Here is a 26,149-nt window from a genome sequence, read left to right on the forward strand (position 1 = left end):
TCGGCTAGCTGCGCGCAGCAGCAGCTGAAACGCCCCACATGCGCGGCTTGCCTTCCCACACCGCAAACCCGCTGATGCGCTTGCGCACCGCCCAGGCGTCGAGGCCGTTGAACAGCATCACCATCGGCACCTGCTGGATCATCAGCGCGTGGATCTGGTCGAACAGGGCCTGGCGCTTCTTCGGGTCAGATTCGGCGAAGCTGTCGTCGATCAGCTTCAGCGCCTGCGGGTCTTCCCACACCTTGCGCGCCTGCTTGTCCTTCGGGCCCGAGAACTGTTCGTAGCTCAGCGCCGGGTCGAGGCGGGAGGAGTAGCTGAACGAGCTCATCTGGTAGTTGCCGCTGTTGTAGCGGTCGAGTTGCGTGGCCCATTCGAGCACCTCGATCTGCGCGTTGATGCCCACCGCCTGCATCATGGCCTGCGCCAGCACCGCCACCGTATAGCTGGGCACATGGGCGCGCTTGTTGGTCTGGATGGTGATCTTCTCGCCCTTGTAGCCGGCTTCGCGCAGCAGCTTGGCGGCCTGCGCGGGGTCGTAGTGCCAGCCCTTTTTCTGCGCGGCGCTGTAGAAGGCCGAGCCCTTGTGGATGGCCGAGTTGTTGACCGAGCCCAGCCCTTCGGAGGCGGCCGCCACGATCTGCTCGATGTCGAGCGAGGCCGCGATGGCCTGGCGCAGTTTCTGGTTCTTCAACTGCGGGTCGCGCGTCTGGATCAGCAGCACGTTCTTGATGGCCTCGGGTGGAGCCTGCACCACGAGGTTGCGGTCGTTCTTGAGTTCCTGCGCATCGCTCGACGTGATCTGGCCCGCATCGATGGCGCCCGACTTCAGGCCGGCCGCCGCGGTGGCCGCGTCGGGCACGACGAGGAACTTCACCGTGTCCACCAGCGGCGCCTTCAGGCCGGTGTAGCCGTCTGACTTGGTGGCGCCGGCCGGCGAGGTGTAGCCCTTGAAGGCCGTCACAGTGACGTATTCGCCGCGCTTCCACTCGCCGAACTTGAAGGGGCCGGTGCCCACGGGCTTGTCCCAGCTGCCGTCGGCCTTCACCGAGCTCTTGTGCAGGATGGCCGTCATGCCGCAGTCGGTGCGCGCGAGCGTGTCGAGGAACACGGCCGAGGGCTTGTTGATCTTCATCACGAAGGTGCTGTCGTCGGGCGTTGCGGTCTCGACCACCTTCAGGCCGTTGCGGCCGTCGTACTCGCTGGTGCAGCGCCAGTCGGTCTTCGGGTCCATGTAGCGCTTCCAGTTCCACGCCACATCGGCCGAGGTCATCGGCGCATCGTTGTGGAACTTCACGCCCTTGCGCAGCTTGAAGGTGTAGGTCAGGCCATCCTTCGACACGTCGACCGACTGCGCCAGCAGCGGGCCCACGCTGCCGTCCATGCGGTAGCCGACCAGTCCTTCGACGATGTTGAGCACCACGCCGTCGGTGGTGTTGTCGCGGTTCACGCCGGGGTTGGTGGAGCGGATGTCCGCGGGCTGGGCCACGGTGACGGTGGTCTGGGCGAAGGCGCCCGAGGCGGCCAGGCAGGCAGCGGCGATGGCAGCGTGGCGGAAGGTGAAGCGGTGCATGAAGGACTCCTGCGGTGCGATTGCAAAAAGAAAAATCAGGCGAAGGCCGGGGCTTCGGCGCCGAAGCGCCAGCGCAGCCGTACGCCGCCACTGGCGGTCGGCTCCAGCGCCGGGATGGCCGACAGCAGCTTGCGCGTGTATTCCTGCTGCGGCGCGTCGAACACCGCGTCGCGCGGGCCTTGCTCGACGATGCGGCCGTCCTGCATCACGATCACGCGGTCGGCGATCTGCTCGACCACGCCGAGGTCATGGCTGATGAAAAGACACGAGAAGCCGTGGCGCTTCTGCAGCTCGGCGAACAGCTCCAGCACCTGCGCGCGCACCGTCACGTCGAGCGCCGACACCGGTTCGTCGGCAATCACGAAAGCCGGCCGACGCACGATGGCGCGCGCGATCGCCACGCGCTGGCGCTGGCCGCCCGAGAGCTCGTGCGCATAGCGCGACGCAAAGGACGCGCCGAGCCCGACCTCGTCGAGCACTTCCTGCACGCGGCGCGCCTTGTCGGCGGCCGACATGCCCTTGATGAGCCGCAGGCCTTCGCCCACCAGCTGGTCGATGGTCATGCGCGGATCGAGCGAGGCATACGGGTCCTGGAAGACCATCTGGCACTGCAGCCGGTAGTCGGACCACCCCGCATCGGAGCGCAGGATGGGCCGGCCGCGGAACAGGATGTCGCCACCGCTGGGCTTGAGCAGCCCGGCGATGGTGCGGCCCAGCGTGGTCTTGCCCGAGCCCGAGCCGCCGACCACCGCAACCACCTCGCGCGGGCGCACCACCAGGTCGATGCCGTGCAGCGCGCGCTTGGGTACAGCCTTGGTGAACAGGCGGCGGTGGCCCGCGTAGTCGACCACCAGGTTGCGCACTTCGACGACCGGAGCCTCGTCGGCCACCTGCCGCGCGGGCAGGCGGCGCGGCATGGCCTGCAGCAGCTCGCGCGTGTATTCGTGCTTCGGCTGTTCGAGCATGTCGTCGGTGCGGCCGGTTTCCTTCACCTCGCCGTGCCGCATCACGACCATGCGTTGCGTGAAGCGCGCCACCATCGGCAGGTCGTGGCTGATCATCAGCACGGCCGTGTTGTGCTCGCGCGTAAGGCCCACCATGAGTTCCAGCACGTCGCGCTGCACCACGGCGTCGAGCGCGGTGGTCGGCTCGTCGGCGATCAGCAGCGCGGGCTCCAGCAGCATCACCGAGGCCAGCATCATCCGCTGGCGCATGCCGCCCGAGAACTCGTGCGGCCATGCATCGAGGGCGCCCTTGGGGTCGCGGATGCCGACGCGCGCCAGCATGTCGAGAATGCGCGCCTGCCGCGCGGCCGCAGGCAGCTCGCGTCGGTGCAGCGCCAGCGCCTCTCCGAGCTGCTTGCCGATGGTCATCGACGGGTTCAGCGAAGTCATCGGCTCCTGGAACACCATGCCCACGCGCGCGCCGCGCAGCTCGCGCAGCCGCGCCGGCTTGGCCAGCGCCAGGTCTTCGCCCTCGAACAGGATGCGCCCGGCCGTGCGCACCAGCGGCGGAGGCGTGAGGCCCATGATGGCGCGCGCTGCCTGAGTCTTGCCGCTGCCCGATTCGCCCACGATGCCGACCATCTCGCCCGGGGCGATGTCGAAGGACACGTTGCGCACGATCTCGCGCCCGCCCATGCCGACGGCGAGCGTCAGCCCTTCCACGCTGACCAGCGGGCCGTTTGTTGTGGTCGTCATTGCACGCCCTTCATGCGCGGATCGAGCCAGTCGCGCACCGCGTCGCCCAGCAGGTTGATGCCCAGCAGCGTCAGTGCGATGCACAGGCCCGGAAGAATCGAAAGGTAGCTGGCCTGCGCCATGAACGGGCGGGCCGAGGCGAGCATGTTGCCCCAGGTGGGCGCCGGCGGCGGCACGCCGAGGCCAAGGAACGACAGCGCGCTCTCGGCCAATATGACCCAGCCGAACATCGAAGTGGCCAGCACCGTCAGCGGCGCGGTGCAGTTGGGCAGCACGTGGCGCACCATGGTGTAGAGCTCGGAGTTGCCCAGCACGCGCGAGGATTCGATGAATTCCTTTTCGCGCAGCGACAGCACTGTGCCGCGCACGATGCGCGTCACCGATGGCGTGTAGGCCAGCCCGAGCGCCAGGATGATGCCGTACTGGTTCGCACCCACCACCGCGAGCAGGCCCAGCGCCAGCAGCAGGCCGGGGAAGGCCAGCAGTGCGTTGTTGAAGGCCATCACGATGCGGTCGGTCCAGCCGCGCAGAAAGCCCGTCAGCACGCCGACGATGCTGCCCACCACGATCGAGAAGCCGACAGTCAGCACTGCAATCCACACGCTGGTGGCGGCGCCGGCCATGAGGCGGGAGAGTTCGTCGCGGCCGAATTCGTCGGTGCCCAGCAGGAAGGCGCCGCCCGGCAGCTTCAGGCGCGAGCCGAAGTTGATGCGAAGCGGATCGTGCGGCGTCCACACGAGGCTGACGAGCGCCGCGGCCGCGATCAAACCGACGATGACGATGCCGATCAAGGCGTTGAGGGGAATGCGCTTCTTGCGTTTCATCGTGCTCATTCGACGGCGACTCTCGGGTCGAAGAAGGGGTAGCAAAGGTCGATGACGAGGTTCACCACCACGTAGATAACCGCCACGAACAGCAGGCAGCCCTGTATCACCGGGTAGTCGCGCGCGAAGATCGCATCGACCAGCAGCCGGCCCAGCCCGGGAATGGTGAACACCGTTTCCACCACCGCGATGCCGCCGAGCAGGTTGCCCAGCACCAGGCCGATGAGCGTCCACGTAGGCCCGAAGGCGTTCTTGAAGGCATGGCGCATCAGCACCGCGCGCTCCGACAGGCCCTTGGCGCGCGCATGCGTGATGTAGTCCAGCCGCAGCACTTCGAGCGTGCTGGCGCGCGCCATGCGCATCAGCACGCCGATCTCGTGCAGGAATAGCGTGAGCACCGGCAGCACCAGGTAGAGCAGGCCGTTCTTCCAGTCTTCGGCAATGCCCACGTAGCCCACCACCGGCAGCCAGCCCAGCTTCAGGCCGAACAGGAGCAGCAACAGCAGGCCCAGCCAGAAGGTCGGAATGGAGACCAGCAGCGTCGCCGTGCCGACCAGCAGCAGGTCGGGCGCGCGGTTCTGCTTCCACGCGGCGATCATGCCGGCGGGCACCGCCACCATCGCGGCCAGCGCCACGGCCACCAGCACGATGCGGCCGCTGATGAGAAAGCGGTCGGTCACCAGCGAGAGCACGTCCTGCCCGCTGTTGATCGAGGTGCCCAGGTCGCCCTGCAGCACGTGGCCGAACCAGATGCTGAACTGCGCCGGCAGCGAGCGGTCGAGCCCGAGGCGGGCACGCAGCTCGGCCAGGCTGGCCGGCGTGGCGAGGTCGCCCAGCAGCAACTGCGCGGGATCCCCGGGAATCAGCCGTATCAGCACGAACACCGACACCGCCACGATGAGCAGTGTGGGTATCGCCATGGCGATGCGGGACGCTGCGAAACGGAACATGGGCCGTCTTCCTTGTTATGCGGCGCGCGGCTCGCGCAGCGCATGCAGTGCGTCGGCGAAGAAGTCCTGCACGTGGCCCACGCAGGCCAGGCCGTTGTGCGGCACGTTGTCGAGCAGGTCGAAAGTGACCTTCACGCCCGCCGCCTCGAAGGAGCGGCGCAGCGTTTCCAGCCGCTCGGGCCGGGTGCGGCCGGCATCGTTGGCGCCGGGCATGTAGTACTTGCCGCCTTCGCGGTGCGTGATCTCCCAGGTCTCGATGTCGGCCTTGCCGGCAATCATGTGGACCGGCACGCGGCGCAGGGCTTCGAGGTTCATCGGCTTGCCGAAGCGGCCGGCAAAATCTTTCGTGCCCACCCACCAGCCTTGCTCGGGGTCGATCAGCGTGACCGAGCCGGGCGCGCCGATGGACACGGCCCACAGCCGCTCGGGGTGCAGCATTGCGAAGCGATGGGCGAACTGGCCGCCGCCCGAGTAGCCGAAGAGCGCGAACTGGCTGAAGTCGCAGCCGAACTTCTCGCCCACCTCGGCGACCATGTCGAGCAGGATGCGGTCGTAGTGGATGTCGGCCTCGATCAGGTGCTTGAAGCCGTCGCGATTGCCGTCGCCGCGCACGCCGGCCGGGAACAGCGGGCACAGCACGATGCAGTCGTTCCACTTGGCGAAGCCGCTGAAGGCCTCGCGGTAGTTGACGAAGCCGCGGCCGGTGCCGTGCATCACCACCACCAGCTGCATCGGCCGCGCGCCGGGCTTGCCGATGTGCTCAGGCACGTAGGTGCAGTAAGAAAAGCGCGGGTCGCTGCGCGAGGCGTAGATGGTGCTGGGGCCCAGGTCGTAGATGGAGCGGGCGCGCTGGTCGGCCATGGCCGTGGGGGCTTCGGTGGAAGTGTTCTGGGTCATGGGAGCGGGGCGATCAAAGCGTGTATTCCTGGAAATTGCGGGCCTCGTAAGGCTTGCGCGCGACCCACATCACGCGGTTGCCCGCGTCCATGAGCGTGGTGGCCACGGTGGCCGAGATGCTGCTGAAGTCGGCCGGCTTCGGGGTGCGCAGCACGCCGTCGGGCTTGCCGAATTCGTCGGCGAGCGCGGCCTTCACGTCGGTCCAGTCGATGCGGCCCTCCACGCGGCGCAGGGCGTTCTCCACGCGGTGCTGGCGGTAGATGCTGTCAGGGCGCTGCGGCAGGCCCGGGTCGCGCAGCTTGATGACGGCCGAGGGCGACATCCAGTGGTTGGCATGCACGAGCAGGTCGTTTTCGGGCAGCGTCCAGAAGATCTCGCCGGGCGAGGTCTCGAGGCTGATGCCCGAGCCGTCGTTGCCGCTGGCCTGCGCCAGGATCATGTTGTTGGCGCAGTAGCGCTTCGAGGCCCAGATGGTCTTCATCGCCTGCGCGAGGTTGGTGGCCTCCAGTACACGTCGGCGCAGCAGCACCAGCGGCACGCCGGCGCCTTTCTGGAAGTCTTCATGGCAGGTCAGCGAATTACCGGTGAGCGACACGCCGTTGCTGTTGAAGCCGTGCCGGGCCAGCGCGCCGGCTTCGGTGAAGGTGAGCATGTCGGGGCCGCCTGCATTGCGGATGCGCAGCACGATGCCGGTGTCCACGCATTCCTGGCGCCAGTCCCAGTTGTGGGCGTGCATCAGGCGGCCGGTGGCCGAGCGCGCGGGCAGCACGACGAGGCCGGTGCAGTCGCCGTCTTCGGAGGGGGCGGCGTCGGCCGAAGCTTCGGCGGGGCGCTTCATGTCGGCATAGCCGAAGAGCATCTCGGTGCGGCAGTTGAGCATCACGATGTCTTCGAGCAGTACGCCCGCGCCTTCGGCGATGCCGCGCATCTCCTCGAGATAGCTCGCGTCGTAGGCCTCGATCAGCGGCAGCATCGACTGCGCCAGGTGGCGGATGGTGGCGTCGTCCAGGCCGCGGCGGCCGAGCTGGGCGCGGTAGAGCGCCACGCCGCCGGCCACGCGCTCGGGCACGGCGCGGCCGTGCTGCAGGCCGCGCGCATGCGGCGTGCCGGAAACATCGACTAGGGGAAAGTATTCAGGGGTGGTCATGAGGTGAAAGGGGCTGGTGTGTTCCTGTCATCGGCCTGCCGCCTGAAGGCGCTAAGGCAATGACCATGGCCCGCATTCTTTGGCAGGTACAGGAAAAAATAAATTTAAAAATTATTTAGAATTAGTAAATAAATTCTTTTCCTTTCAACGCGGCACGCAACACGCCATGAGCAGCATCCGCTTTCTTCGCACCTTCGTTGCCGCGGCCCGTGGCGGCTCCTTTGCCGCGGCGGCCGACCAGGTCGCGCTGACGCAGGCCGCCGTGGGCCAGCAGATGCGCGCGCTCGAAGCGGAAATGAAGAAGACGCTGTTCGACAAGACCGGCCGCACCATGGTGCTGAGCCCCGCGGGCCATCTGCTGCTGCCGCGCGCCGAAGAGCTGCTGGCGCAATACGAGTCGATGCGGCGCGACCTGCAAGACCAGCGGCAGATCGCCGGCACCATCAAGCTCGGCTCGCTGATCTCGGCCATGGGCTTGCTGTCGAGCACGCTGGCGCAGCTCAAGTCGCTGCATCCGAACCTCGAAGTCGAACTGCGCGTGCGCGAGCAGACTCAGCTGATGCAGGACGTGGTGAGCGGCGAGCTCGACGCGGCCGTGGTCGTCGAGCGGCAATGGCCCGAGGTGCCGGGCCTGCTGTGGACGCCGTGCTACGACGAGACGCTCACCGTCATCGCCAACTCGGGCATCGCCGCGCCCGACACGAGCATTGCGAGCCTGTTCGCCAGCCAGCCCTTCATCCGCTTCGACCGGCGCACACCGACCGGCGCGCGCATCGACCGCATCCTGCGGCGGCTGCAGCTGGTGCCGAAAGAGTTCCTGGAGCTCAACTCGCTGCTGGCCATTGCGGAGCTCGTGCGCAAGAACGTGGGCTTCACCATGGCGCCGCTGCTGAAAAATTTCGACTGGGAGAGCGACCCCGCGCTGTGCGTGCTGCAGCTGCCCGGCCGGCCGATCGCGCGCCGTCTGGGCATGCTGGAGAACGGGCGGCGCAGCCACATCACCGGCGTGGTCCGCGAGGAGATGCTGGCGCACCTGCGCCGCATGAAGCCGGGCTCCTGACACGCACGACAGACAAGGCTGACGCGCAGCCCGCGCGTCTTCCGACCCACGGCGCGTCTCGCGCGCCCAGCATGGAGGCTTCTCATGAGCAGGAGCAATGCCATGCCAAGAGGCGACAAGTCGTCCTACACGGACAAGCAGAAGCGACAGGCCGAGCACATCGAGGAAGGCTACGAACACCGCGGCGTGGGCAAGGCCGAAGCCGGGCGCCGCGCCTGGGCCACGGTGAATGCCGAGACCGGCGGCGGCAAGAAGTCGGGCTCCGGGCGCGGCAAGGCCGAGAACCATGCGCCGGCACGCAAGGGTGGGCGCATGGGTGGCGCTGCCGCCGCGCATCGCCCAGCGGCCGCGCGCTCGGCTTCCGCGATGAAGGCCGCCGCCACGCGCAGGCGCAACGCCGAAAAGCGCGGCTGACACGGAGCCGACGATGCACATCATTCTGGGAGCGACGGGCCACGTCGGCTCGGCGCTGGCGCAAGACCTGCTCGCGCGCAGCGAACCGGTGACAGTGGTGACGCGCGATGCGCACAAGGCCGAAGCCCTGCGAACCAAGGGCGCGCACGTGGCCGTGGTCGACGTGTTCGACACACATGCGCTGCACCGCGTGTTCAAGGGCGGCCATCGGTTGTTCGTGTTGAACCCGCCGGCAGCGCCCTCGACCGACACGGTGGCCGAAGAGCACAGGAGCCTGCGCGCCATTCTCTCGGCGCTCGAAGGCTGCAGGCTCGAGAAGATCGTCGCCGAGTCGACCTACGGCGCGCAGCCTGGCGAGGGCCTGGGCGACCTGGGCGTGCTGTACGACATGGAGCAGGCGTTGCGCGCCGGCCCGACGCCGTTCAGCGCCATTCGCGCCGCCTACTACATGAGCAACTGGGACGCCTCGCTGAAGACCGCGCGTGAGGAAGGCAAGGTGTACAGCATGTACCCCGCCGACTTCAGGTTGCCGATGGTGGCGCCGCACGATCTCGGGCAGTTCGCCGCCAGGCTGATGCTGGGCCCGCCCGAGTCCTCGGGGCCGCATCACGTCGAGGGGCCGGAGCACTATTCGGCGGGCGACGTGGCGAGGGCTTTCTCGCAAGCGCTGGGGCGACCGGTGGAGGTGGTCGAGACGCCGCGCGAGCAATGGGAGCAGGCGTTCAGGTCGCTGGGCTTTTCCGACGCTGCCGCCAGGTCGTACGCGGCCATGACGCGCGTCACGCTGGACCAGCACTACGAACCGCCCGACAAGCCGGAGCGCGGCGCGATTTCATTGGGTGAGTACATCTCCGCGCTGGTGAAGAAGAGTCCGGACCGCTGAAACCCGCCAATATGCTGTCCGATATCCGGGGCTCAGGCCGTGAAGCCGCTAAAACCGGACATTCGTGACCTGTTTCTGGCGGCAGCCGGACAACTTGCGTTTTCCCGCCATCGCGGCCCGGGTGCGAGAAGCCGGCTTGTTCTGCGACGTTGCTCCGAACGCGGCTTCTACGCCTGCAAACGTCGCTGATCCGCCCGTCATTTCGCAAGCCGTCCAGCGGTTTGCCGCACGGTGAACCCATCGATACGATCCCGCGCCTTGCCCTCACGAAAGGAATGCGCGGGTGCCTTCTACGACTGCTTCTTCCTCATCTCCCAATGCCGCTTTGCAGCAACGCAGCCGCCGCCATGTCTGGCATCCGTGCACACAGAGCATTCGCCTCGAAGCAGTGCCGCCATTGCCCATCGCGCGAGGCGAGGGCGTCTGGCTTTTCGACCATGAAGGCCGTCGCTACCTCGACGCCACCAGTTCGTGGTGGGTCAACCTCTTTGGCCACGCACACCCCGCGCTCAACGCTGCGTTGAAAGACCAGCTCGACAAGCTCTCGCACGTGATGCTCGCGGGCTGCACGCACGCCCCGGCCGTGGAACTGGCCGAGCGCCTGTCCGCGCTGACGGGGCACGCGCTGGGCCATTGCTTCTATGCCTCCGATGGCGCTTCTGCGGTGGAGATCGCGCTGAAGATGAGCTTCCACGCCTGGCGCAATGCGGGCCGTGGCGGCAAGCAGCGCTTCGTCGCGCTGAAGCAGGGCTACCACGGCGAGACGCTCGGCGCCCTGCACGTGACCGACGTGCCGGTGTTCCGCGACGCCTACGCCCCCTTGCTCGCGAATGCGCACCTCGTTGCTTCACCTGATGCACGCAACGCCAAGCCGGGCGAAAACGCGACCGCCGTCGCCCGCCGCACCGCAGCCGAACTCGAAGCTCTGCTGGCCGAACAGCACGACACCATCGCCGCCGTGATCGTCGAGCCGCTGGTGCAATGCGCCACCGGCATGGCGATGCACGACCCCGAATACCTGCGGCTCGTGCGCGCCTTGTGCGACCGCTACCAAGTTCACCTCATCGCCGACGAGATCGCGGTGGGCTGCGGCCGAACCGGCAGCTTCTTCGCGTGCGAGCAGGCCGGCATCTGGCCCGACTTCCTGTGTCTCTCGAAGGGCATCAGCGGCGGCTACCTGCCGCTGGCGCTGGTGATGACGCGTGACGCCATCTACGAAGGCTTTGTCGACGACGACGTGGCGCGCAGCTTTCTGCATTCGCATTCGTACACCGGCAACGCGCTGGCCTGCCGCGCGGCGGTGGCCACGCTGGACCTGTTCAAGAGCGAAGACGCGCTGCAGCGCAACCGCGGCCGGGCGGCGCGCCTGCTGCAGCGACTGCACGACGGGCTCGAGGGCCAGCCGGTCGATCACCTGCGGCAGCGAGGAATGATCACGGCCTTCGACGTGCGCGAGCCCGGCGCGCGCTTTGCCGAGCGCTTCCACATGGCGGCGCGTGCGCAGGGGCTGCTGATGCGGCCGATCGGCAACACCGTCTACCTCATGCCGCCGTATGCGATCAACAACGGCGAGATCGACCAGCTGGTCGACGGCACGCTGGCCACGCTGAAAGCCGTCATGGCCACGAGTTCAAAGGAAGGAGCCCGCGATGTCGCGCTTGCTTGACCGCCTGCAGGGCGAGATCCATGCGCTCGACGCCCAGTCGCTGCGCCGCCGCAGGCAGATCGCCGAAACCGCCTGCGCACCCGAACAGACCCTGACGCTGGCCGGCGCCACTGCTCCGCGCACCATGCTCGGCTTCAGCAGCAACGACTATCTCGGCCTCGCCGCGCATCCCGCATTGGCTGCTGCGTGGGCCGAAGGCGCTGCGCTGTATGGCACCGGCAGCGGCGGTTCGCACCTGATCCTTGGCCACTCGCGTGCCCACGCACTGCTCGAAGAGCGGCTGGCCGGCTGGATGGCGCCTTTCATTCCCGAGGCGCAGAGCCTGTTCTTCTGCACCGGCTACATGGCCAACCTCGCGGTGCTGTCCGCGCTCGGCGGAGCGGAGGCCGTCATCTTCTCGGAGTCGCTCAACCATGCCTCGCTGATCGACGGTGCGAGGCTGGCCAAAGCGCGCGTCGAGCGCTATCCACATTGCGACGTGGCCGCGCTCGACGCGCAACTCGCGGCTTGCGATGCGCCGGTCAAGCTCATCGTGAGCGATGCGGTGTTCAGCATGGATGGCCACATCGCGCCGGTGGCCGAACTGCTCGCACTGGCCGAGCGGCACGACGCCTGGCTGGTGATCGACGACGCGCACGGCTTCGGCGTGCTGGGCGCCATAGGGCGCGGCGTGCTCGAAGCGATGGGCCTGCGCTCTGAGCGACTGGTTCTGGTGGGCACGTTGGGCAAGGCGGCTGGCGTGTCGGGCGCTTTCGTAGCGGCGCACCGTACCGTCATCGACTACCTGGTGCAATGTGCGCGGCCCTACATCTTTACCACCGCCGCGCCGCCGGCCGTCGCGCATGCGCTGCTCGCGAGCCTGACGCTGATCGAGGGCGAGGAGGGCGCGGAACGCCGTGCACAGTTGCTGGCCCGCATCGCGCAGTTGCGTCGCGGCCTGAAGGAAGTGCTGCCAGCAGATAGAAGCGCGTGGCTGCCGGAGTCACCCACCGCAATCCAGCCGCTGATCGTCGGCGACAACGCACGCGCGATGCGAGTCATGGCGCAGCTCGATGCACGCGGCCTGCGCGTCGGCGCGATCCGCCCGCCGACCGTGCCGGCCGGCACGGCGCGGTTGCGCATCGCGCTGTCGGCCAGCCACAGCGAGGCCGATGTCGCGCGGCTGGTCGATGCGTTGGGCGAAGCCCTCGCGCAGCCTTTGAAGGAAGCCGCATGACGCGCCGGGCCTGGTTCGTGACCGGCACCGACACGGGCATCGGCAAGACGCTGGTCAGCAGCGCCATGCTGAGCCTGCTGGCCGGCTCGGGCCTGCGCGCGGTCGGCATGAAGCCGGTGGCCGCGGGGCTGGAAGACATGAATGGCGAATGGTGCAACGAAGACGTGGAGCAGCTGCACGCGGCCGGCAACGTCGATGCGCCGCTGGCGCTGCGCTGCCCGTACCTGCTGCGCCCGCCGATGTCGCCGCACCTGGCGGCCAGGGAAGAAGGCGTGCACATCGCGCTGCAGCCGATGCTCTCGGCCTTCGCGGAACTGTCGGCGCGTGCCGATGCGGTGGTGGTCGAAGGCGTGGGCGGCTTCTGTGTGCCGTTCGGCGACGACCTCGACAGCGCCGATCTCGCTGTGGCGCTGGGCCTACCTGTGATCCTCGTGGTCGGGCTGCGGCTGGGCTGCCTCAATCATGCGCTGCTGAGCGCCGAGGCGATTCGCGCGCGAGGCCTTGTGCTGGCGGGCTGGGTGGCGAGCATGGTCGATCCATCGATGCTCGCGCCGCAGGCCAATCTGCAGACGCTGCGCGCGCGTCTCGGTGTGCCCTTGCTCGGCATCGTGCCGCACCTCGAACACCCCGATGCGGCCAGCGCGGCCCGCCACATCGACCTGCGCGCACTGCGTGCGACGGCGGCGCATGCCGCGCGTCGCGCTGCTGCGTCGGAAGTCTCAGCCGCGCTGGTTTGATTCCACCAGCCGCTTGCCGCGCACGCCGCCCTGGCGTTCCAGCATCCAGCCCGGGTACTCGGCCGGCAGCGCGCTCACCTTGTCCAGCGTGGCGAGTTCATCGGCCGTGAGCTTGATGGCCGTGGCGGCGATGTTGTCGTCCAGCTGCTCGGCGCGCTTGGCGCCGATGATCACGCTGGTCACCACCTGCTGGTGCAGCAGCCAGGCCAGCGCGATCTGCGCGACCGACACCTTGCGCGCCTCGGCCAGCTGGCGCATCACGTCGATGCAGTCGTAGGCGCGTTCGACGTTCACCGGCGGAAAATCGAAGGTGGTGCGGCGGCTGCCTTTTTCCGCTTCGGTATTGCGGCCGAACTTGCCGCTCAGCAGGCCACCCGCGAGCGGGCTCCAGACCATCAGCCCGACGTTCTCGCTGCGCAGCATCGGCGCCAGCTCGCGCTCCAGGTCGCGCCCGGCGATCGTGTAGTAGGCCTGCAGCGATTCGAAGCGCGCCAGCCGGTCGCGCTCGGCGATGCCCAGCGCCTTCGCGATCTGCCAGGCCGCCCAGTTCGACACGCCCACGTAGCGCACGTGGCCCTGGCGCACGAGGTTGTCCAGCGCGTGCACGGTTTCCTCGATGGGCGTGGCCGGGTCGAAACCATGGATCTGGTACAGGTCGATGTGGTCGAGCTGCAGGCGCTGCAGGCTGGCCTTCACGCCATCCATGATGTGAAAACGCGAGGCGCCGGCCGAGTTGACGCCCTTGCTGCCGGTTTCGCCCAGCACCTTGGTGGCCAGCACGAAACTGTCGCGAGGCGCCTTGAGGTTCTTCAGTGCCTGGCCGGTGATGATTTCTGACTGGCCGTCGGAGTACACGTCCGCCGTGTCGATGAAGTTGATGCCGGCGTCCATGGCCTTGCCGATCAGCCCTTCGGCCTCGGACTGCTGCAGGTTGCCGATCTGGCCCCAGATGCCGGAGGAGCCGCCGAAAGTCATGGTGCCGAGGCACAGCTCGGAAACGAAGAGGCCGGTGCGGCCGAATTTGCGGTATTGCATGGAGGAATCCTTTGCGGTGGAGGCGCCCGAGGGAGGCCGAAAGGGCCGGAAAGCCCGGGCGACTGCAAAAAGTATCCGGCTGCCGCCCCCGGCGTGGCGAGCGCGTTCCTGCAAAGTATTTGCCTGATTCTCCAGACCTCCCCGCCGGCAGGTGCGAATCCAAGGGAGGCGCGCTAAGCTACAAAACCGCTCAATCCTCCATGGTGGCCATTCCCTGGCCTCCCACCGCGACAAGGCCCCGAACATGTCCGACGAAACACCCGAAATCGCCGCCGTCATCGCACAGCCGATGCCGCTGGAACCCGAACTCGACGAAGCCCGCAAGGAACTGGTGGCGCTGATCGAGCACATCACCCAGGGGCAGGACGGCACAGTCATCACCGCCGTGCCCGGCCTGCAGGTGTTCTGCATCAGCAAGCCCGAAGGCCCCAAGCACGGCTTTGCGTCGCCGGCGCTGGGCCTCATTGCGCAGGGCTCCAAGCGGATCATCGTGGGCGACGACATCTACGTGTACGACCCCATGCACTACCTCGTCACCTCGGTCGACCTGCCGGTGTGCGGCCAGGTGTGCGTGACGAGCGAGAAAGAGCCGTACCTCGGCGTGCGGCTGGAGCTGGCCCTCGACGAAATCGGCGACCTCATCGGTGACGAGAAGCTGCCGGCCAAGGCCAACGCGCCGGCCTCGCGCGGCATGTACGTCAACCGCATCGCCATGCCGGTGCTGGAGCCGGTGCTGCGCCTGCTGCGGCTGCTCGACACCCCGGAAGACGTGCCGATCATGGCGCCGCTCATCAAGCGCGAGATCATGTACCGCCTGCTGGTCAACGGCGAAGGCGCGCGGCTGCGGCAGATCGCGCTGCAGGACAGCCACACCCAGCGCATCGCCAAGGCCATCAGCGCGCTGCGCGTCAACTACGCGCAGTCGCTGCGGGTGGAAGACATGGCGCGGGCGGTGCACATGAGCGTGTCGTCGTTCCACCATCACTTCAAGGCCGTTACCGCGATGAGCCCGCTGCAGTACCAGAAGCAGTTGCGCCTGCAGGAGGCGCGTCGGCAGATGCTGATTGCCGGCGCCGACGTGGCGAGCGCCGCGCACAACGTGGGCTACGAAAGCCCGTCGCAGTTCGCGCGCGAGTACGGCCGCATGTTCGGCGCACCGCCGCTGCGCGACAAGCGCCGCTGGCTCGGCGAGGCGGGCAATGATGCGATGGGCGCGGAGTCGATGGAAGCGGCCTGAGCGTTCGCTTGCGGTGGGTCGGCCGCCTTGTAGCACTTGCTGCAATTTCTTGCGTCGTCCCGACCATGCAGGTTTTGCAAAATTTCGCTATTGTTTTGTTCGCTGCAGCAGCCCGTTCATGTGATCGGGAGAACCAAACAACACGGAGAAATGCATGCTTTGGGAAAAGAAGCTGGCGCAGTGGAGCGCCGCCGTTCGTGCACGCGCCAACCTGCCTGCGCGGCTCACCTTGTGGGACGGCCAGTCTTATGACTTCGGCACCTTCAGCGGGCCTTCGGTCACGTTGCACGTGAAGTCGCCCGCGGCGCTGTCGCTGATGCTGCAGCCCACGCTCGACAACCTGGGCGAGGCCTACGTCAAGAGCAAGATCGACATCGAAGGCAAGCTCAGCGACGTCATCGACATTGCCTACGGGCTGGCCAAGACATCGATGGACAAGCCCGGCGGCGCGCTGCGGCAAATGGCGCGCTACTTCGCGCACACCAAGTCGTCGGACAAGAAGTCCATCGAGTACCACTACGACGTTTCCAACGACTTCTACCGGCTGTGGCTCGACCCGAACATGGTCTATTCGTGCGCCTACTTCGAGAACGGCGACGAAGACCTCGCCACCGCGCAGCTGAAGAAGATCGACCACATCCTCACCAAGATCGAACTGAAGCCGGGCCAGACCCTGCTCGACATCGGCTGCGGCTGGGGCGCGCTGGTGATTCGCGCGGCGCAGAAGTTCGGCGCGCGCTGCGTGGGCGTGACGCTGTCGCAAAACCAGTTCGACCTGGCGACCGAACGCGTGAAGGCCGCCGGCCTGCAGGACCGCATCGAGATCCGCCTGCAGGACTACCGCGACGTGACCGGCCAGTTCGACCGCATCACCAGCGTCGGCATGTTCGAGCACGTGGGCCGCAAGAACCTGCCCGCGTACTTCAAGCGCGTGCAGGAGCTGCTGGCCGACGACGGCGTGGTCATGAACCACGGCATCACCTCGTCCGACCCCGAGGGCGGCGGCGTGTCTTACGGCGGCGGCGACTTCATCGACCGCTACGTGTTCCCCAACGGCGAACTGCCGCACATCAGCCTGGCGCTGCAGGCCATGCAGCAGGGCGGCCTCGAAGCCTTCGACGTGGAGAACCTGCGCCGCCACTACGCGCAGACGCTGCGCTGCTGGAGCGATGCCTACGAAGCCAACAGCGAGAAGGCGCACGCGTTCGTCGACGAGGAGAAGTTCCGCATCTGGCGCATCTACCTCGCGGGCTGTGCCTATGCCTTCGAGAACGACGACGTGGCCATCTACCAGATCGTCGGACGCAAGGCGGGCAGGTCGGCGAAGACGCTGCCCTGGTCGCGCCGCTACATCTACGACGGCACTTCGGCGTTGAATGCGGGCTGACTGACGGTTGCGGCGCCGTGCGGCCCGAGGGCCGTGCGCCTGAGCCACTTCAGTAGCCCAGAAGACCGTCCCAGATGGCGAGTTGCGCCAGCTTCGGCACCGTGCCGACGACCACGCCTGCGCTGCTGCCTTCGCCCATGCGCACCACATTCGCCAAGGGGCCCGTGTAGCGCGGCCACGCTGTGCCGGCACCGAATGCCGTGGCCTGAGGCTCACGCGCGAAAGACACCAGCGCCGCTGCCATGCTTGCCGACAGCTGCGCTTCCGCGGTGCCGTTGCCGACCTTGTCCTTGTAGTAGTCCAGCCCGTAGGTGCCGAAGAGCAATGGCAGGTCGGCGCAGTGCGGCACGCCGTGTCCCGGCGCCTTGAGAGCGTGCGCGTAGGTGCCGAAGCGCACGTCCTTGCCTTCACTGGCGAGCCTGCCGGCGTAGTGCACCGAATGAACGCGAATGGCGTAGTCGCCGTAGATCTCCACCAACAGGTCGCCGGCGCCCGTCGGCCGCCCCTCGTCGGCGGCGGCCTGGCGGTAGCTTGCAAGCACCTGGCTGCTCACCGTGGCCGAGTTGGTCAGCGATGTGATGTATGCCAGCAGCTGCGTGTCGTTTTGCGGCAGGGGCGCCGTCAGCGCCTTGCCGGTGGCGGGGTCGATCAGGTCGACGAAGAAGCTGCCTTCGGTCAGCGTGGTAGTGATGATCACGGGCAGGTCGGCCGGCCATGCGGCACGCGTCCAGTCCGCGAGGCAGAACTGCGCATCCACGACCGGAACGAACTTCGAACTGCGCCCGGTCGTGATGGTGGCTGGCAACGGCTGCGCGTTGAGCGCTATCTCCGCCGCATGGAGCGTGGCGGCCGGCACGTCGCGCAGGCCCCGCGGCGTAGTGTTCATGCGGGCGGCCAGCAGTTCGGTGTATGCCGCCGCGTCCTTCAGGCTGAAGCTGTTCGGTGCCGCGTTGCTGCCGGGGCTCAACAGCACGACCTTGCGCAGGAACTTCCGGGAGGCGGGGTTCTGCGCAATGACCGCTGCGCTGGTGCCGCCGGCCGATTGCCCCATCAGGCAGATGTTGTCCGGGTCACCCCCGAAGGCGGCGGCGTTCTGGTGCACCCATTGCAGCGCGGCCATCTGGTCCTGCAGCTGCCAGTTGGCGATGCTGCCGGTGTCGGCATCGACAAGGTCCGGGTGCGAAAGGCCACCCAGCGCACCCAGCCGGAAGTTGACCGTGACCACCACCACGCCGAGTGCCGCGAGTGCTGCGCCGTTCATCAGCGGCATGCTGGTGGCGCCGGTACGCCAGGCGCCGCCGTGCAGCCACACGATCACCGGCGCCCTGGCGGCATCGGCAGGCGCCCACACGTTGACCGTCAGGCAGTCCTCGCTCTGCTGCGCCGGCACGGGGTAGATCCATGTGACGTACGGCGGCAGCGTCTGCAGGCTGGCAGCGCCGAACTTGTCGGCGTTCACCACGTCGGACGCGGGCTTGAACGGTTTCGGCGACTGGAAGCGCAGCGCGCCGATGGGCGCCTGGGCATACGGAATGCCGAGGTACGACGCAACGCTGCCGCTGACCTGTCCCTTGAACCGCCCCGAGGTGGTGTCGGCGACCGGCGCAGCGGCCTGTTGTCCGGTGCCTGTACCGTTGCCGGCAAAAGGTGTCGGGAAGCCGCCACCGCCTCCGCCGCCGCAACCGGCCAGCGGCAGCGCGATCAACGCGCCGGTCGCCTGGATGAACCGTCGCCGGCTTTCGGGCCAGATCGGGAAAGAACTCTTCTTCTCGTGATGCGCCATCGTCGTCCTCGGGTGGCCGGTTCCACAGCGGACCCGACTTGCGGCCGATGCTAGGAGCGATGACCGTGCGATGACACCCGGGCTAATGCAACGCAGCTTTCTGAATATGCAGTTTCGAAACGACGCTATCTCACCGTTTTCGAATAGGGCTCGGTGGCCTCCACCAGCATCGCCAGAAACTGCCGCCCCGCCAGCGTGAGGTCGCGGCGCGAGGGATACAGCGCGTGGATCGAGATGGTCGGCGGCGCCCACCCCGGCGCCACCACGCGCAGGCGGCCCTGTTCCAGGTCTTTGGCACACAGGCTGACCGGCAGCCGCGCGATGCCGATGCCCGCGAGCGCCGACTGGTGGATCTGCAGCAGGCTGTCGCTGGTGAAACGTGGATGCACGTTCAGCTCGACCTCGGCGTCGCCGGGTCCGCGCAGCAGCCAGCGCGAGGGATGCGGGCCGAAGGTCCAGCCGATGGCGGGGCAGTCGTCCAGCGCGGCAAGCGCTTGCGGCGTGGCCGGTTCGCCCAGCGATTCGAACAGCGTCGGCGTGGCTGCCAGCAGGTACGGAAAATCGCCGAGCTTGCGCGACACCATGCTCGAATCGGGCAGCGTGTCGATGCTCGGGCGAATCAGCAGGTCGGCCGCCTCGCTCCAAGGGGAAGGGCGCCCGTCGGTGGAGTCCAGCGTCAGCGTCACCTTCGGGTGCCGCTTGACGAATTCCACGCACAGCCGCCCGACCAGGCCCGTGGCCATGGCGACGGGACACGAAACCCGCAAATGTCCCGACGGCTCGTTGAGCGTGTCCTGCGCCACGGCGAGCGCGTTGCGGGTTTCGGCGCGAATCGCCAGGCCGTGCTGGTACAGGCGTTCGCCGATCTCCGTCACCTTGAAGCGCCGGGAGCTGCGCACCAGCAGGCTCACGCCAAGGCGCTTTTCGAGGCCCGCGATGCGGCGGCTCAACCGGGACACGGGAATGTTGTGGCGCGTGCTCGCAGCATTGAACCCGCCGGCTTCCACCACCAGCACGAGCGCGATCAGGTCGTCAACGACGCCATTGAGTTCATCCATTCGCAGCTTTCTGAAGCGCCCGGCGCCCGGATGACGCCGGCCGGCTGCACCGGACTGTAGCCAACGAACGGCGCCGAGAGCCCGAGCAGCGGACAGGGACTCGTGCCGTCTATAGCATGCACGGCTCATGACCTCCCCCAACAGAACAACAAACCGCCCGCTGGTCATCGCCTCCATCATGGCCTCCATGGCGATGGTGGCCATCGAAGCCACCATCGTCTCCACCGTGATGCCGCAGATCGCCTCCGAGCTGGGCGGCCTGCATCTCTACAGCTGGGTGTTCGCCTCCTTCCTGCTCGCGCAGACCGCGATGACGGTGGTGTTCGGCAAGCTCTCCGACCTGTATGGCCGCAAGCCCATCATGTTCGTGGGCATCGCCGTCTTCGTCATCGGCTCGGTGCTGGCGGGCTTCTCGTGGTCGATGCCGGCCATGATCTGCTTCCGGCTGATACAGGGCATTGGCGCGGGCGCCATCCAGCCCGTGTCGCTCACCATCGTGGGCGACCTCTATCCGGTGCGCGAGCGCGGCAAGGTGCAGGGCTGGCTCGCGAGCGTGTGGGCCGTGTCTGCAGTGGTCGGGCCGATCATCGGCGCGCTGATCGTGCAGAAGCTGTCGTGGGCCTGGATCTTCTGGGTCAACGTGCCCATCGGCCTGGCCGCGGCGGCGGGCTTCTGGTTCTTCTTGCACGAGGCGCCCACGGTGCGGCGCTCGTCCATCGACATGGTGGGCGCGGTGCTGTTCACCATCGGCATCGCGGCGCTGATGATTGCGCTGACCGAGTTCGGTGTCGGCAATTCAGGCGTGGCGCTCGCGTGGGCCGGGTTGTTCGTCGTCACGCTCGCGCTGTTCATCGCGCAGGAGCGCCGCGCGGCCGACCCCATGGTGTCGCTGCGCCTCTGGGGCGCGCGGATGATCGCCACCGTGAACGGCGCGGCCATGCTCGCCGGCATGGTGCTGATCGGCATCACGACCTTTTTGCCGATGTACGTGCAGGTGGTGCTCGAGCGTTCGTCGGTCACGGCCGGCCTCACGCTCACGATGGTGATGCTCGGCTGGCCCATCGGCGCGACGCTGACCTCGCGCACGTTCCACCGCATCGGGCTTTGGCGCATGGTGGTGGCCGGTGCGGCGTTGATTCCGCTGGGCACATCGACCTTCGCCTTGCTGGGGGCCGGCAGCTCGCCGGTGCTGCCCGCCGTGGGCTCTTTCATCATCGGCCTCGGCATGGGCGTGATGAGCCTGAGCTCGCTGATCCTGATCCAGGAGGGCGTGGAGCTTTCGCAGCGCGGCGTCGCCACGGCGTCGAACGTGTTCTCGCGCAACCTCGGCAGTGCGCTGGGTGCTGCCTTCTTCGGCGCGGTCTTCAATTTCGGGCTGACGCGCGGCGACGGCACGATGATGTTCACCGACGACCAGTTGCGCCTGCTGCTGCAGGGCGTGCACGGCTCCGTCGCGGGGGATGCAGGCATCCGTCTGGCGCTGGGTGGCTCGCTGCATCTCACCTTCATGGCGATGCTGGTCGTGAGCCTGGGCGTGATCGCGCTGGCGTTGCTGCTGCCCAAGGAAGGGCTGGAGAGCCATGCAGTCGGGGCGGGGAAGCCGGCGCCGAAGTAGTCCGGCCCCGAACCGCCACCCACTCAGGAATGACAGACGAACCCGTCCTTGAGCAGCGTGATCTCGAACTGCAGGTTGCCCGCGCGCGCGCCGCGCGCCTGTGCCAGCGTGCCGTCCGCGCGCCATTGGCGCAGCGCGGCGGCCAGGTAGTCGCGCGAGGCGGCGTCGCCTTGCGGCAGGCGGATGGCGGCGTCCGATGGCGGGCGAAGGCCGCTTGCCAGCGGCTTGTAGAAGCGCCATTCGTCGTTCTTCAACAGGCGTTCCAGCACTTCGGTGTCTTCGGCCAGCGCAGCGCATTCGCCCGCCATGAAGGCCGACACGGCATGCACGGAAGAGGGATAGCTGCGCGGCTCAGCCCCATAGCGCAGAGACACTGCACCGGCATAGCCCGAGCCTTCGCCCACGCAGACCGGCGCGCCGCGTAGCGCCTGCGCATCCTGCACGCGACCCTTGCGCAGCGCGACCACCAGGCCACTGCCTGTGTCGTAGCTGCCGGGGGCGGCGTCGATGCCTTTCGGCGCGGCGGCGGACGGCACTCCTGCGATCAGCAGGTCGACACGGCCATCGCGCAGCGCGGCGTCCTGCGCGGCAGCGTCCAGCCCTACCAGTTCCAGCGTCACGCCCAGCGAGCGAGCCAGCTCGCGCGCCAATGCGGCATCGAAGCCATCGGGCTCCGGCGGCGTCGGTGCTTCGGGAGGGGCGGGGCGCGGATAGCGGCGTACGCCGACGACCAGCGTGCCGCGCTCGATGGCCTTGGCCAGCACCGGCCCCTTGGGCAGTTCGCTCAGGCGGCTCCCCGAAGCCCAGGATGCGCCCAGGCCCGCCAGCGCGGCCGCCGCGACGAGCGAGGCGCCTGCCAGCGCGAGCCGGCGGGGGCGCGAAGCCACTGGGGAAGCAGCGTCACTCATCGAGACTCAACCCCCTGCGCCAGCGCAGCAACCGCCGCTCCAGCAGCGCAAGCAGGTAGTTGAGCACCAGCCCCAGCACCGCCAGCAGCAGGATGCCCGCATACATGGTCGGTATCTGGAAGGTCTCCTGAGAATTCAGCGTGAGAAAGCCCAGCCCCGAATGCGCGCCGATCATCTCGGCCGCCACCAGCGCTGTGATGCTGTACGCCCCCGCCAGCCGCACGCCGGTAAAGATCGACGGCAGCGACGCCGGCAGCACCACCTTGAAGAAGATGAAGCGCTGCGACGCGCCCATCGACAGCGCCGAGTTCACGAGCAGCCGGTCGACCTGCTTCACGCCGCTCACCGTGCTCAGCAGCACGGGCCAGAACGAAGCCCAGAAGATGATCGCCACCTTCGACAGCTCGCCGATGCCCAGGAACAGGATGAACACCGGAAACAGCGCGAAGGCCGACGTCTGGCGAAAGAGCTGCAGCACCGGATCGACGATGGCCGCCAATCGCCTTGAACTGCCGATCAGCAGGCCCAGCACCACGCCAGAGAAGCTCGCGAGCACCAGTCCCCACAGCGAGCGCTGCAGGCTCGCTGCCATGTGCTTCCAGAGCTGGCCGGTGTCGACGAGCTGCGCGATACTCGCGATCACGGCGGAAGGAGGGCTCAGGTAGGCATCGCTCACGATGCCAAGGCGCGGCAGGGCCTCCCACAGCGCCAGGAAGATCACTATGCCGATGCCGCGTTCGGCCACCCGGCCGAGGCCGCGAGCGAACTTCTTGAAGAAGCTGCCCGGCGGGCGAGCTGCAGGCGTGTCGAGCACGGCGCTCATGACACGACCCCTTCGAGCGACCTGGGCCGCAGGCCGATCTGCACTTCGTCCTTCAGCACCTCCCACGCGCGCTGGCGCAACGCGGCAAACTCGGCCGAGTGACGAAGCTCAGCCGAGCGCGGCCGTGCAAGCGGAATATCGATGATGTCCTTGATGCGGCCGGGCCGCTGCGTCATCACCGCCACGCGGTCCGACAGGTACACCGCTTCTTCCAGGCTGTGCGTGATGAACACGATGGTCTTGCGGTACTGCTCCCAGATGCGCAGCAGCTCGCCCTGGAGAATCTCGCGCGTCTGCGCATCGAGCGCGGCGAAGGGCTCGTCCATCAGCAGCACGTCGGGCTTGTAGGCGAGCGAGCGCGCAATGGCCACACGCTGTTTCATGCCACCAGAAATCTCGTGCGGGTATCGGTCAGCAAAGCCATGCAGCCCGACCAGTTCGAGGTATTCGTGCGCGGTGCGGCGACGCTCGGCCTTGCCGACGCCACGTATCTCCAGCCCGACAGCGATGTTGTCGAGCACCGAGAGCCAAGGAAACAGCGCATAGCCCTGGAACACCACACCCTGGTTGCGATTGATGCCCGCGAGCGGCTGGCCGTTGATGGCGATGCGCCCGCCGGTGCGCTCGGTCAGCCCCGCCAGGATGCCGAGAAAGGTCGACTTGCCGCAGCCCGACGGGCCGAGCACCGAGAGGAACTCGCCCTCGCGTACGTCGAGGTCGAAGCCTTCGAGCACACGCACGCGCTCGCTCGCGCCGCGGGCTGCGTAGTCCATCCGCACATCGCGGGCAGAGATCTTGATGGTCATCGGCGCGCTCAGGCCTTCGTGCCGATCTTGTTGGCGAAGGGGTTGAACTCGTTCGTGTACACGTCCTTCACCGCCACCTTGCCGGCGGCGAGCTTGCCTTCGGACTGCAGGATGTCGATGTAGTACTGGATCGGCGGCTCGGTCACCACCAGGTCGTCGACATAGGCATAGCGGTCGACGTTCTTCAGTTCCATGTTGATGCGCTTGGCCACCAGCTTGCGGGCTTCCTCGGTGTTGGCGTTGACCCAGTTGCCGGCCTTGGCCAGCGCAACGACCACGTCGCGCACCGCCTCGGGGTGCTGGCGGATGAACTGGCCGTGCGCGCTGTAAGGCGCCATGCCGCCGAGGCCGCCGTCGAGGTCGAAGTCGCTCCACAGCCGCACCAGCTGTTCGGCGTTGTCGGCACGGCCCGAGAAGGGCGCGTGGATGATCGCCAGGTCGGTGTTGCGCGTTACCAGCGTTTGCTCGGCCTGCTCGTCGGGAATGACGACGAAGTTGATCTTGTTCACGTCCACGCCGTGCTGGCGCAGGTACTTCTTGGTGACGAACTCGGCGCACGCGCCGAAGCTGTTGAAGCCGATGGTCTTGCCTTCGAGGTCCTTCGGTTCGCGGATGCCCGAGTCCTTGCGAACGAAGTACTTCATGTGCGGTGCTTCCTGCAGCGTCTTGCCGCCTGCTGCCACCACCTTGAGGTCGGCGCCCGAGGCAATGGCCGAGATCACCAGCGGCACCATGCGGCTGCCGAAGTCGATCTCGCCCGTGCCCACCAGCGGAATGATCTGCGGCGCGGCGATCTTGCCCACGTACTCGGGGCGCGTGTTCGTGCCCTCGAAGTAGCCGAGCTCGTCGGCCAGGTAGATCAGGTCGAACGAGGGGTTGTTCGGATACTTGAACGCAACCTTCTCGCCGACCTTCTTCACCACGGCCGGAGCGCCGCCGGCCGATGCGGTCTTGCCTTCTTCGCGCGAGCAACCCGCCAGCAACAGGCCACCGAGGCCCCCGGCCGCGGTCAGCGAGGCGAAAGTCTTGAGCGCAAGGCGGCGCGAAGGGAGGGAAGGGGCTTCGATGGGCATGACGGCGCGCTCCGGCAGGGGGAGCGGTCTGGGAGTTGGCGGAGCGCCGATGCTAGAAAGCGCTGCGCACCGCGCCAACGAAGAAAACCGCCTATGCATATGCGGCGACGGATAAGCGCGACAGCGGCGTGGAAATGCTTGCCGCGCTGTGCCTGCGGGGGCATCCTCGACGGCTCTTTTCCTTTTCCCCATCCACCGTCAAGACAAGACACACCCATGACCTACCACGCCGACTCCAAGCGCTACGACGCCATTCCCTACCGCCGCGTCGGGCGCAGCGGGCTCGTGCTGCCCGCCATCTCGCTCGGGCTCTGGCACAACTTCGGGGACACCACCTCCATTGCCACGCAGCGCCAACTGCTGCGCACGGCCTTCGACCTGGGCATCAACCACTTCGACCTGGCCAACAACTACGGCCCGCCGTACGGCAGCGCCGAGACCAACTTCGGCCTGCTGCTGCGCGAGGACTTCAAGCCGTACCGCGACGAACTCATCATTTCGAGCAAGGCCGGCTGGGACATGTGGCCGGGTCCGTACGGACAGGGCGGCGGTTCGCGCAAATACGTGCTCGCGAGCCTCGACCAAAGCCTGCAGCGGCTGGGCGTGGACTACGTAGACATCTTCTATTCGCACCGCTTCGACCCGCACACGCCGCTGGAAGAAACCGCTTCCGCGCTGGCCCAGGCCGTGCAGCAGGGCAAGGCGCTGTACATCGGCATTTCGTCTTACTCGGCCGGCAAGACGCGCGAGATCGCCGCGCTGCTGCGCGAGTGGAAGGTGCCGCTCTTGATCCATCAGCCGGCCTACAACCTGTTCAACCGCTGGATCGAGAAAGACCTGCTGAACGCGACTGATGAACTGGGCGCCGGCGTCATCGCGTTCACGCCGCTCGCGCAGGGCCTGCTGACAGACAAGTATCTGAAGGGCATTCCGGCCGATGCTCGAATCAACCGGCCCGGCGGCAGCTCGCTCAAGCAGGAGCACCTGTCCGAAGCCAACGTTGAGCGTGCCCGCGCGCTCAACGAGATCGCCAAGCGCCGCGGCCAGACGCTGGCGCAGCTCGCGCTGACGTGGACGCTGCGCGACCCGCGCGTCAGCTCCGCGCTGATCGGCGCGAGCCGGCCCGAGCAGATCGTCGACAACGTTGCGGCGCTGTCGCATGCACCGTTGAGCACAGAGGAGCTGGCCGAGATCGACAAGTACGCGGTGGAAGGCGGCGTCAATCTCTGGGAGAAGCCATCGACCGATTTCGCCTGAACCCCGGGATCGCGATTCGCGAACCGCATCAGGTAACTTGGAATCCGTCTTTGGAAAAGCAGTGGCACTGCGCAGAATCGGCCGAAGTTTTCTTTCGACCGTT

General features: G+C 67.4%; 23 protein-coding genes. 10 read left to right on the forward strand and 13 right to left on the reverse strand.

The window, feature by feature from the left end; translation table 11 throughout:
• Window positions 1-4: 4 nt before the first annotated feature.
• From ACTG4X_RS17380 to ACTG4X_RS17405, 6 genes are read right to left on the reverse strand one after another with little or no spacing between them, the layout of a single operon-like run.
• On the reverse strand, window positions 5-1,570 hold the full coding sequence (locus tag ACTG4X_RS17380; RefSeq protein ID WP_440531450.1) for an ABC transporter substrate-binding protein: 1,566 nt from the start codon (window positions 1,568-1,570) through the stop codon (window positions 5-7).
• Between the two features lie 35 nt (window positions 1,571-1,605).
• Entirely contained in the window at window positions 1,606-3,270 is a 1,665-nt protein-coding gene (locus ACTG4X_RS17385; RefSeq protein ID WP_440531451.1) for an ABC transporter ATP-binding protein, read from the reverse strand.
• A complete protein-coding gene (locus tag ACTG4X_RS17390; RefSeq protein WP_093054950.1) occupies window positions 3,267-4,094 on the reverse strand; it encodes an ABC transporter permease in 828 nt (275 codons plus the stop codon). The genes ACTG4X_RS17385 and ACTG4X_RS17390 overlap by 4 nt, the downstream gene beginning before the upstream one ends.
• A gap of 5 nt (window positions 4,095-4,099) precedes the next feature.
• Window positions 4,100-5,044 (reverse strand): ABC transporter permease, encoded by a 945-nt coding sequence (locus ACTG4X_RS17395; RefSeq protein WP_440531452.1) that lies wholly within the window; start codon window positions 5,042-5,044, stop codon window positions 4,100-4,102.
• A 15-nt stretch (window positions 5,045-5,059) separates the two neighbouring features.
• Complete coding sequence (locus ACTG4X_RS17400; RefSeq protein ID WP_440531453.1) at window positions 5,060-5,941, reverse strand: hydrolase; 882 nt, start codon at window positions 5,939-5,941, stop codon at window positions 5,060-5,062.
• A gap of 13 nt (window positions 5,942-5,954) precedes the next feature.
• Window positions 5,955-7,088 carry a C45 family autoproteolytic acyltransferase/hydolase gene (locus ACTG4X_RS17405; RefSeq protein ID WP_440531454.1) on the reverse strand — a complete coding sequence of 378 codons (1,134 nt, stop codon included), beginning with the start codon at window positions 7,086-7,088 and terminating at the stop codon, window positions 5,955-5,957.
• Window positions 7,089-7,254: 166 nt separating this feature from the next.
• On the opposite strand from ACTG4X_RS17405, the gene ACTG4X_RS17410 reads away from it, so the two are divergent.
• The 6 genes from ACTG4X_RS17410 to bioD all read left to right on the forward strand — a co-directional run bounded on the left by ACTG4X_RS17410 (window position 7,255) and on the right by bioD (window position 13,064).
• The gene (locus tag ACTG4X_RS17410) at window positions 7,255-8,148 is read left to right on the forward strand and encodes a LysR substrate-binding domain-containing protein (protein ID WP_093054870.1); all 894 of its coding nucleotides are present in this window, start codon (window positions 7,255-7,257) and stop codon (window positions 8,146-8,148) included.
• 102 nt (window positions 8,149-8,250) lie between these two features.
• The gene (locus ACTG4X_RS17415) at window positions 8,251-8,562 is read left to right on the forward strand and encodes a plasmid stabilization protein (RefSeq protein ID WP_440534399.1); all 312 of its coding nucleotides are present in this window, start codon (window positions 8,251-8,253) and stop codon (window positions 8,560-8,562) included.
• Window positions 8,563-8,575: 13 nt separating this feature from the next.
• Window positions 8,576-9,445, forward strand: a complete 870-nt coding sequence (locus ACTG4X_RS17420) for an NmrA family NAD(P)-binding protein (RefSeq protein WP_440531455.1) — start codon at window positions 8,576-8,578, stop codon at window positions 9,443-9,445.
• Window positions 9,446-9,728: 283 nt separating this feature from the next.
• Complete coding sequence (gene bioA, locus ACTG4X_RS17425) at window positions 9,729-11,111, forward strand: adenosylmethionine--8-amino-7-oxononanoate transaminase (protein WP_440531456.1); 1,383 nt, start codon at window positions 9,729-9,731, stop codon at window positions 11,109-11,111.
• Window positions 11,095-12,327 (forward strand): 8-amino-7-oxononanoate synthase, encoded by a 1,233-nt coding sequence (gene bioF / locus ACTG4X_RS17430; protein WP_440531457.1) that lies wholly within the window; start codon window positions 11,095-11,097, stop codon window positions 12,325-12,327. The genes bioA and bioF overlap by 17 nt, the downstream gene beginning before the upstream one ends.
• Window positions 12,324-13,064 (forward strand): dethiobiotin synthase, encoded by a 741-nt coding sequence (gene bioD, locus ACTG4X_RS17435; protein WP_440531458.1) that lies wholly within the window; start codon window positions 12,324-12,326, stop codon window positions 13,062-13,064. The genes bioF and bioD overlap by 4 nt, the downstream gene beginning before the upstream one ends.
• On the opposite strand, the gene ACTG4X_RS17440 is transcribed toward bioD, so the two are convergent.
• A complete protein-coding gene (locus tag ACTG4X_RS17440; RefSeq protein WP_093054881.1) occupies window positions 13,047-14,099 on the reverse strand; it encodes an aldo/keto reductase in 1,053 nt (350 codons plus the stop codon). The two genes, bioD and ACTG4X_RS17440, sit on opposite strands and share 18 nt — an antisense overlap.
• A gap of 244 nt (window positions 14,100-14,343) precedes the next feature.
• Here ACTG4X_RS17440 and ACTG4X_RS17445 point away from each other — a divergent pair, with 244 nt between their 5' ends.
• Window positions 14,344-15,336: an AraC family transcriptional regulator gene (locus tag ACTG4X_RS17445; RefSeq protein ID WP_093054883.1), complete on the forward strand. Its 993-nt coding sequence runs from the start codon at window positions 14,344-14,346 to the stop codon at window positions 15,334-15,336.
• Window positions 15,337-15,490: 154 nt separating this feature from the next.
• Window positions 15,491-16,723 (forward strand): SAM-dependent methyltransferase, encoded by a 1,233-nt coding sequence (locus ACTG4X_RS17450; RefSeq protein WP_097199341.1) that lies wholly within the window; start codon window positions 15,491-15,493, stop codon window positions 16,721-16,723.
• A 49-nt stretch (window positions 16,724-16,772) separates the two neighbouring features.
• Here the strand turns inward: ACTG4X_RS17450 and ACTG4X_RS17455 are convergent, their stop codons facing one another.
• On the reverse strand, window positions 16,773-18,506 hold the full coding sequence (locus ACTG4X_RS17455; protein ID WP_440531459.1) for a carboxylesterase/lipase family protein: 1,734 nt from the start codon (window positions 18,504-18,506) through the stop codon (window positions 16,773-16,775).
• Between the two features lie 125 nt (window positions 18,507-18,631).
• A complete protein-coding gene (locus ACTG4X_RS17460; RefSeq protein ID WP_440531460.1) occupies window positions 18,632-19,564 on the reverse strand; it encodes a LysR substrate-binding domain-containing protein in 933 nt (310 codons plus the stop codon).
• A 127-nt stretch (window positions 19,565-19,691) separates the two neighbouring features.
• Here ACTG4X_RS17460 and ACTG4X_RS17465 point away from each other — a divergent pair, with 127 nt between their 5' ends.
• Window positions 19,692-21,179 carry an MFS transporter gene (locus ACTG4X_RS17465; protein WP_440531461.1) on the forward strand — a complete coding sequence of 496 codons (1,488 nt, stop codon included), beginning with the start codon at window positions 19,692-19,694 and terminating at the stop codon, window positions 21,177-21,179.
• Window positions 21,180-21,202: 23 nt separating this feature from the next.
• Here ACTG4X_RS17465 and ACTG4X_RS17470 read toward each other — a convergent pair whose 3' ends face one another.
• The 4 genes from ACTG4X_RS17470 to ACTG4X_RS17485 are packed head-to-tail and all read right to left on the reverse strand — an operon-like array spanning window position 21,203 to window position 24,789.
• Window positions 21,203-22,066: a substrate-binding periplasmic protein gene (locus ACTG4X_RS17470; RefSeq protein ID WP_440531462.1), complete on the reverse strand. Its 864-nt coding sequence runs from the start codon at window positions 22,064-22,066 to the stop codon at window positions 21,203-21,205.
• 13 nt (window positions 22,067-22,079) lie between these two features.
• A complete protein-coding gene (locus ACTG4X_RS17475) occupies window positions 22,080-22,910 on the reverse strand; it encodes an ABC transporter permease (RefSeq protein WP_097199336.1) in 831 nt (276 codons plus the stop codon).
• The gene (locus tag ACTG4X_RS17480; RefSeq protein ID WP_093054897.1) at window positions 22,907-23,716 is read right to left on the reverse strand and encodes an ABC transporter ATP-binding protein; all 810 of its coding nucleotides are present in this window, start codon (window positions 23,714-23,716) and stop codon (window positions 22,907-22,909) included. Before ACTG4X_RS17480 ends, ACTG4X_RS17475 begins: the two co-directional genes overlap by 4 nt.
• Window positions 23,717-23,724: 8 nt before the next feature.
• Entirely contained in the window at window positions 23,725-24,789 is a 1,065-nt protein-coding gene (locus ACTG4X_RS17485; RefSeq protein WP_440531463.1) for an ABC transporter substrate-binding protein, read from the reverse strand.
• A 216-nt stretch (window positions 24,790-25,005) separates the two neighbouring features.
• Between ACTG4X_RS17485 and mgrA the strand changes: the two genes are divergently transcribed.
• A complete protein-coding gene (mgrA, locus tag ACTG4X_RS17490) occupies window positions 25,006-26,046 on the forward strand; it encodes an L-glyceraldehyde 3-phosphate reductase (protein ID WP_440531464.1) in 1,041 nt (346 codons plus the stop codon).
• Window positions 26,047-26,149: the final 103 nt, after the last annotated feature.

Origin of the sequence: Variovorax sp. YR566, assembly GCF_051992195.1 — a bacterium.
GTDB lineage: Bacteria > Pseudomonadota > Gammaproteobacteria > Burkholderiales > Burkholderiaceae_C > Variovorax.

Excerpts from the sequence above, each read along its gene's own strand:
- ACTG4X_RS17380 (WP_440531450.1), bottom strand. The coding sequence starts at position 1,570 with ATGCACCGCTTCACCTTCCGCCACGCTGCCATCGCCGCTGCCTGCCTG.
- ACTG4X_RS17385 (WP_440531451.1), bottom strand. The coding sequence starts at position 3,270 with ATGACGACCACAACAAACGGCCCGCTGGTCAGCGTGGAAGGGCTGACG.
- ACTG4X_RS17390 (WP_093054950.1), bottom strand. The coding sequence starts at position 4,094 with ATGAAACGCAAGAAGCGCATTCCCCTCAACGCCTTGATCGGCATCGTC.
- ACTG4X_RS17395 (WP_440531452.1), bottom strand. The coding sequence starts at position 5,044 with ATGTTCCGTTTCGCAGCGTCCCGCATCGCCATGGCGATACCCACACTG.
- ACTG4X_RS17400 (WP_440531453.1), bottom strand. The coding sequence starts at position 5,941 with ATGACCCAGAACACTTCCACCGAAGCCCCCACGGCCATGGCCGACCAG.
- ACTG4X_RS17405 (WP_440531454.1), bottom strand. The coding sequence starts at position 7,088 with ATGACCACCCCTGAATACTTTCCCCTAGTCGATGTTTCCGGCACGCCG.
- ACTG4X_RS17410 (WP_093054870.1), top strand. The coding sequence starts at position 7,255 with ATGAGCAGCATCCGCTTTCTTCGCACCTTCGTTGCCGCGGCCCGTGGC.
- ACTG4X_RS17415 (WP_440534399.1), top strand. The coding sequence starts at position 8,251 with ATGCCAAGAGGCGACAAGTCGTCCTACACGGACAAGCAGAAGCGACAG.
- ACTG4X_RS17420 (WP_440531455.1), top strand. The coding sequence starts at position 8,576 with ATGCACATCATTCTGGGAGCGACGGGCCACGTCGGCTCGGCGCTGGCG.
- bioF (WP_440531457.1), top strand. The coding sequence starts at position 11,095 with ATGTCGCGCTTGCTTGACCGCCTGCAGGGCGAGATCCATGCGCTCGAC.
- bioD (WP_440531458.1), top strand. The coding sequence starts at position 12,324 with ATGACGCGCCGGGCCTGGTTCGTGACCGGCACCGACACGGGCATCGGC.
- ACTG4X_RS17440 (WP_093054881.1), bottom strand. The coding sequence starts at position 14,099 with ATGCAATACCGCAAATTCGGCCGCACCGGCCTCTTCGTTTCCGAGCTG.
- ACTG4X_RS17445 (WP_093054883.1), top strand. The coding sequence starts at position 14,344 with ATGTCCGACGAAACACCCGAAATCGCCGCCGTCATCGCACAGCCGATG.
- ACTG4X_RS17450 (WP_097199341.1), top strand. The coding sequence starts at position 15,491 with ATGCTTTGGGAAAAGAAGCTGGCGCAGTGGAGCGCCGCCGTTCGTGCA.
- ACTG4X_RS17455 (WP_440531459.1), bottom strand. The coding sequence starts at position 18,506 with ATGGCGCATCACGAGAAGAAGAGTTCTTTCCCGATCTGGCCCGAAAGC.
- ACTG4X_RS17460 (WP_440531460.1), bottom strand. The coding sequence starts at position 19,564 with ATGGATGAACTCAATGGCGTCGTTGACGACCTGATCGCGCTCGTGCTG.
- ACTG4X_RS17465 (WP_440531461.1), top strand. The coding sequence starts at position 19,692 with ATGACCTCCCCCAACAGAACAACAAACCGCCCGCTGGTCATCGCCTCC.
- ACTG4X_RS17475 (WP_097199336.1), bottom strand. The coding sequence starts at position 22,910 with ATGAGCGCCGTGCTCGACACGCCTGCAGCTCGCCCGCCGGGCAGCTTC.
- ACTG4X_RS17480 (WP_093054897.1), bottom strand. The coding sequence starts at position 23,716 with ATGACCATCAAGATCTCTGCCCGCGATGTGCGGATGGACTACGCAGCC.
- ACTG4X_RS17485 (WP_440531463.1), bottom strand. The coding sequence starts at position 24,789 with ATGCCCATCGAAGCCCCTTCCCTCCCTTCGCGCCGCCTTGCGCTCAAG.
- mgrA (WP_440531464.1), top strand. The coding sequence starts at position 25,006 with ATGACCTACCACGCCGACTCCAAGCGCTACGACGCCATTCCCTACCGC.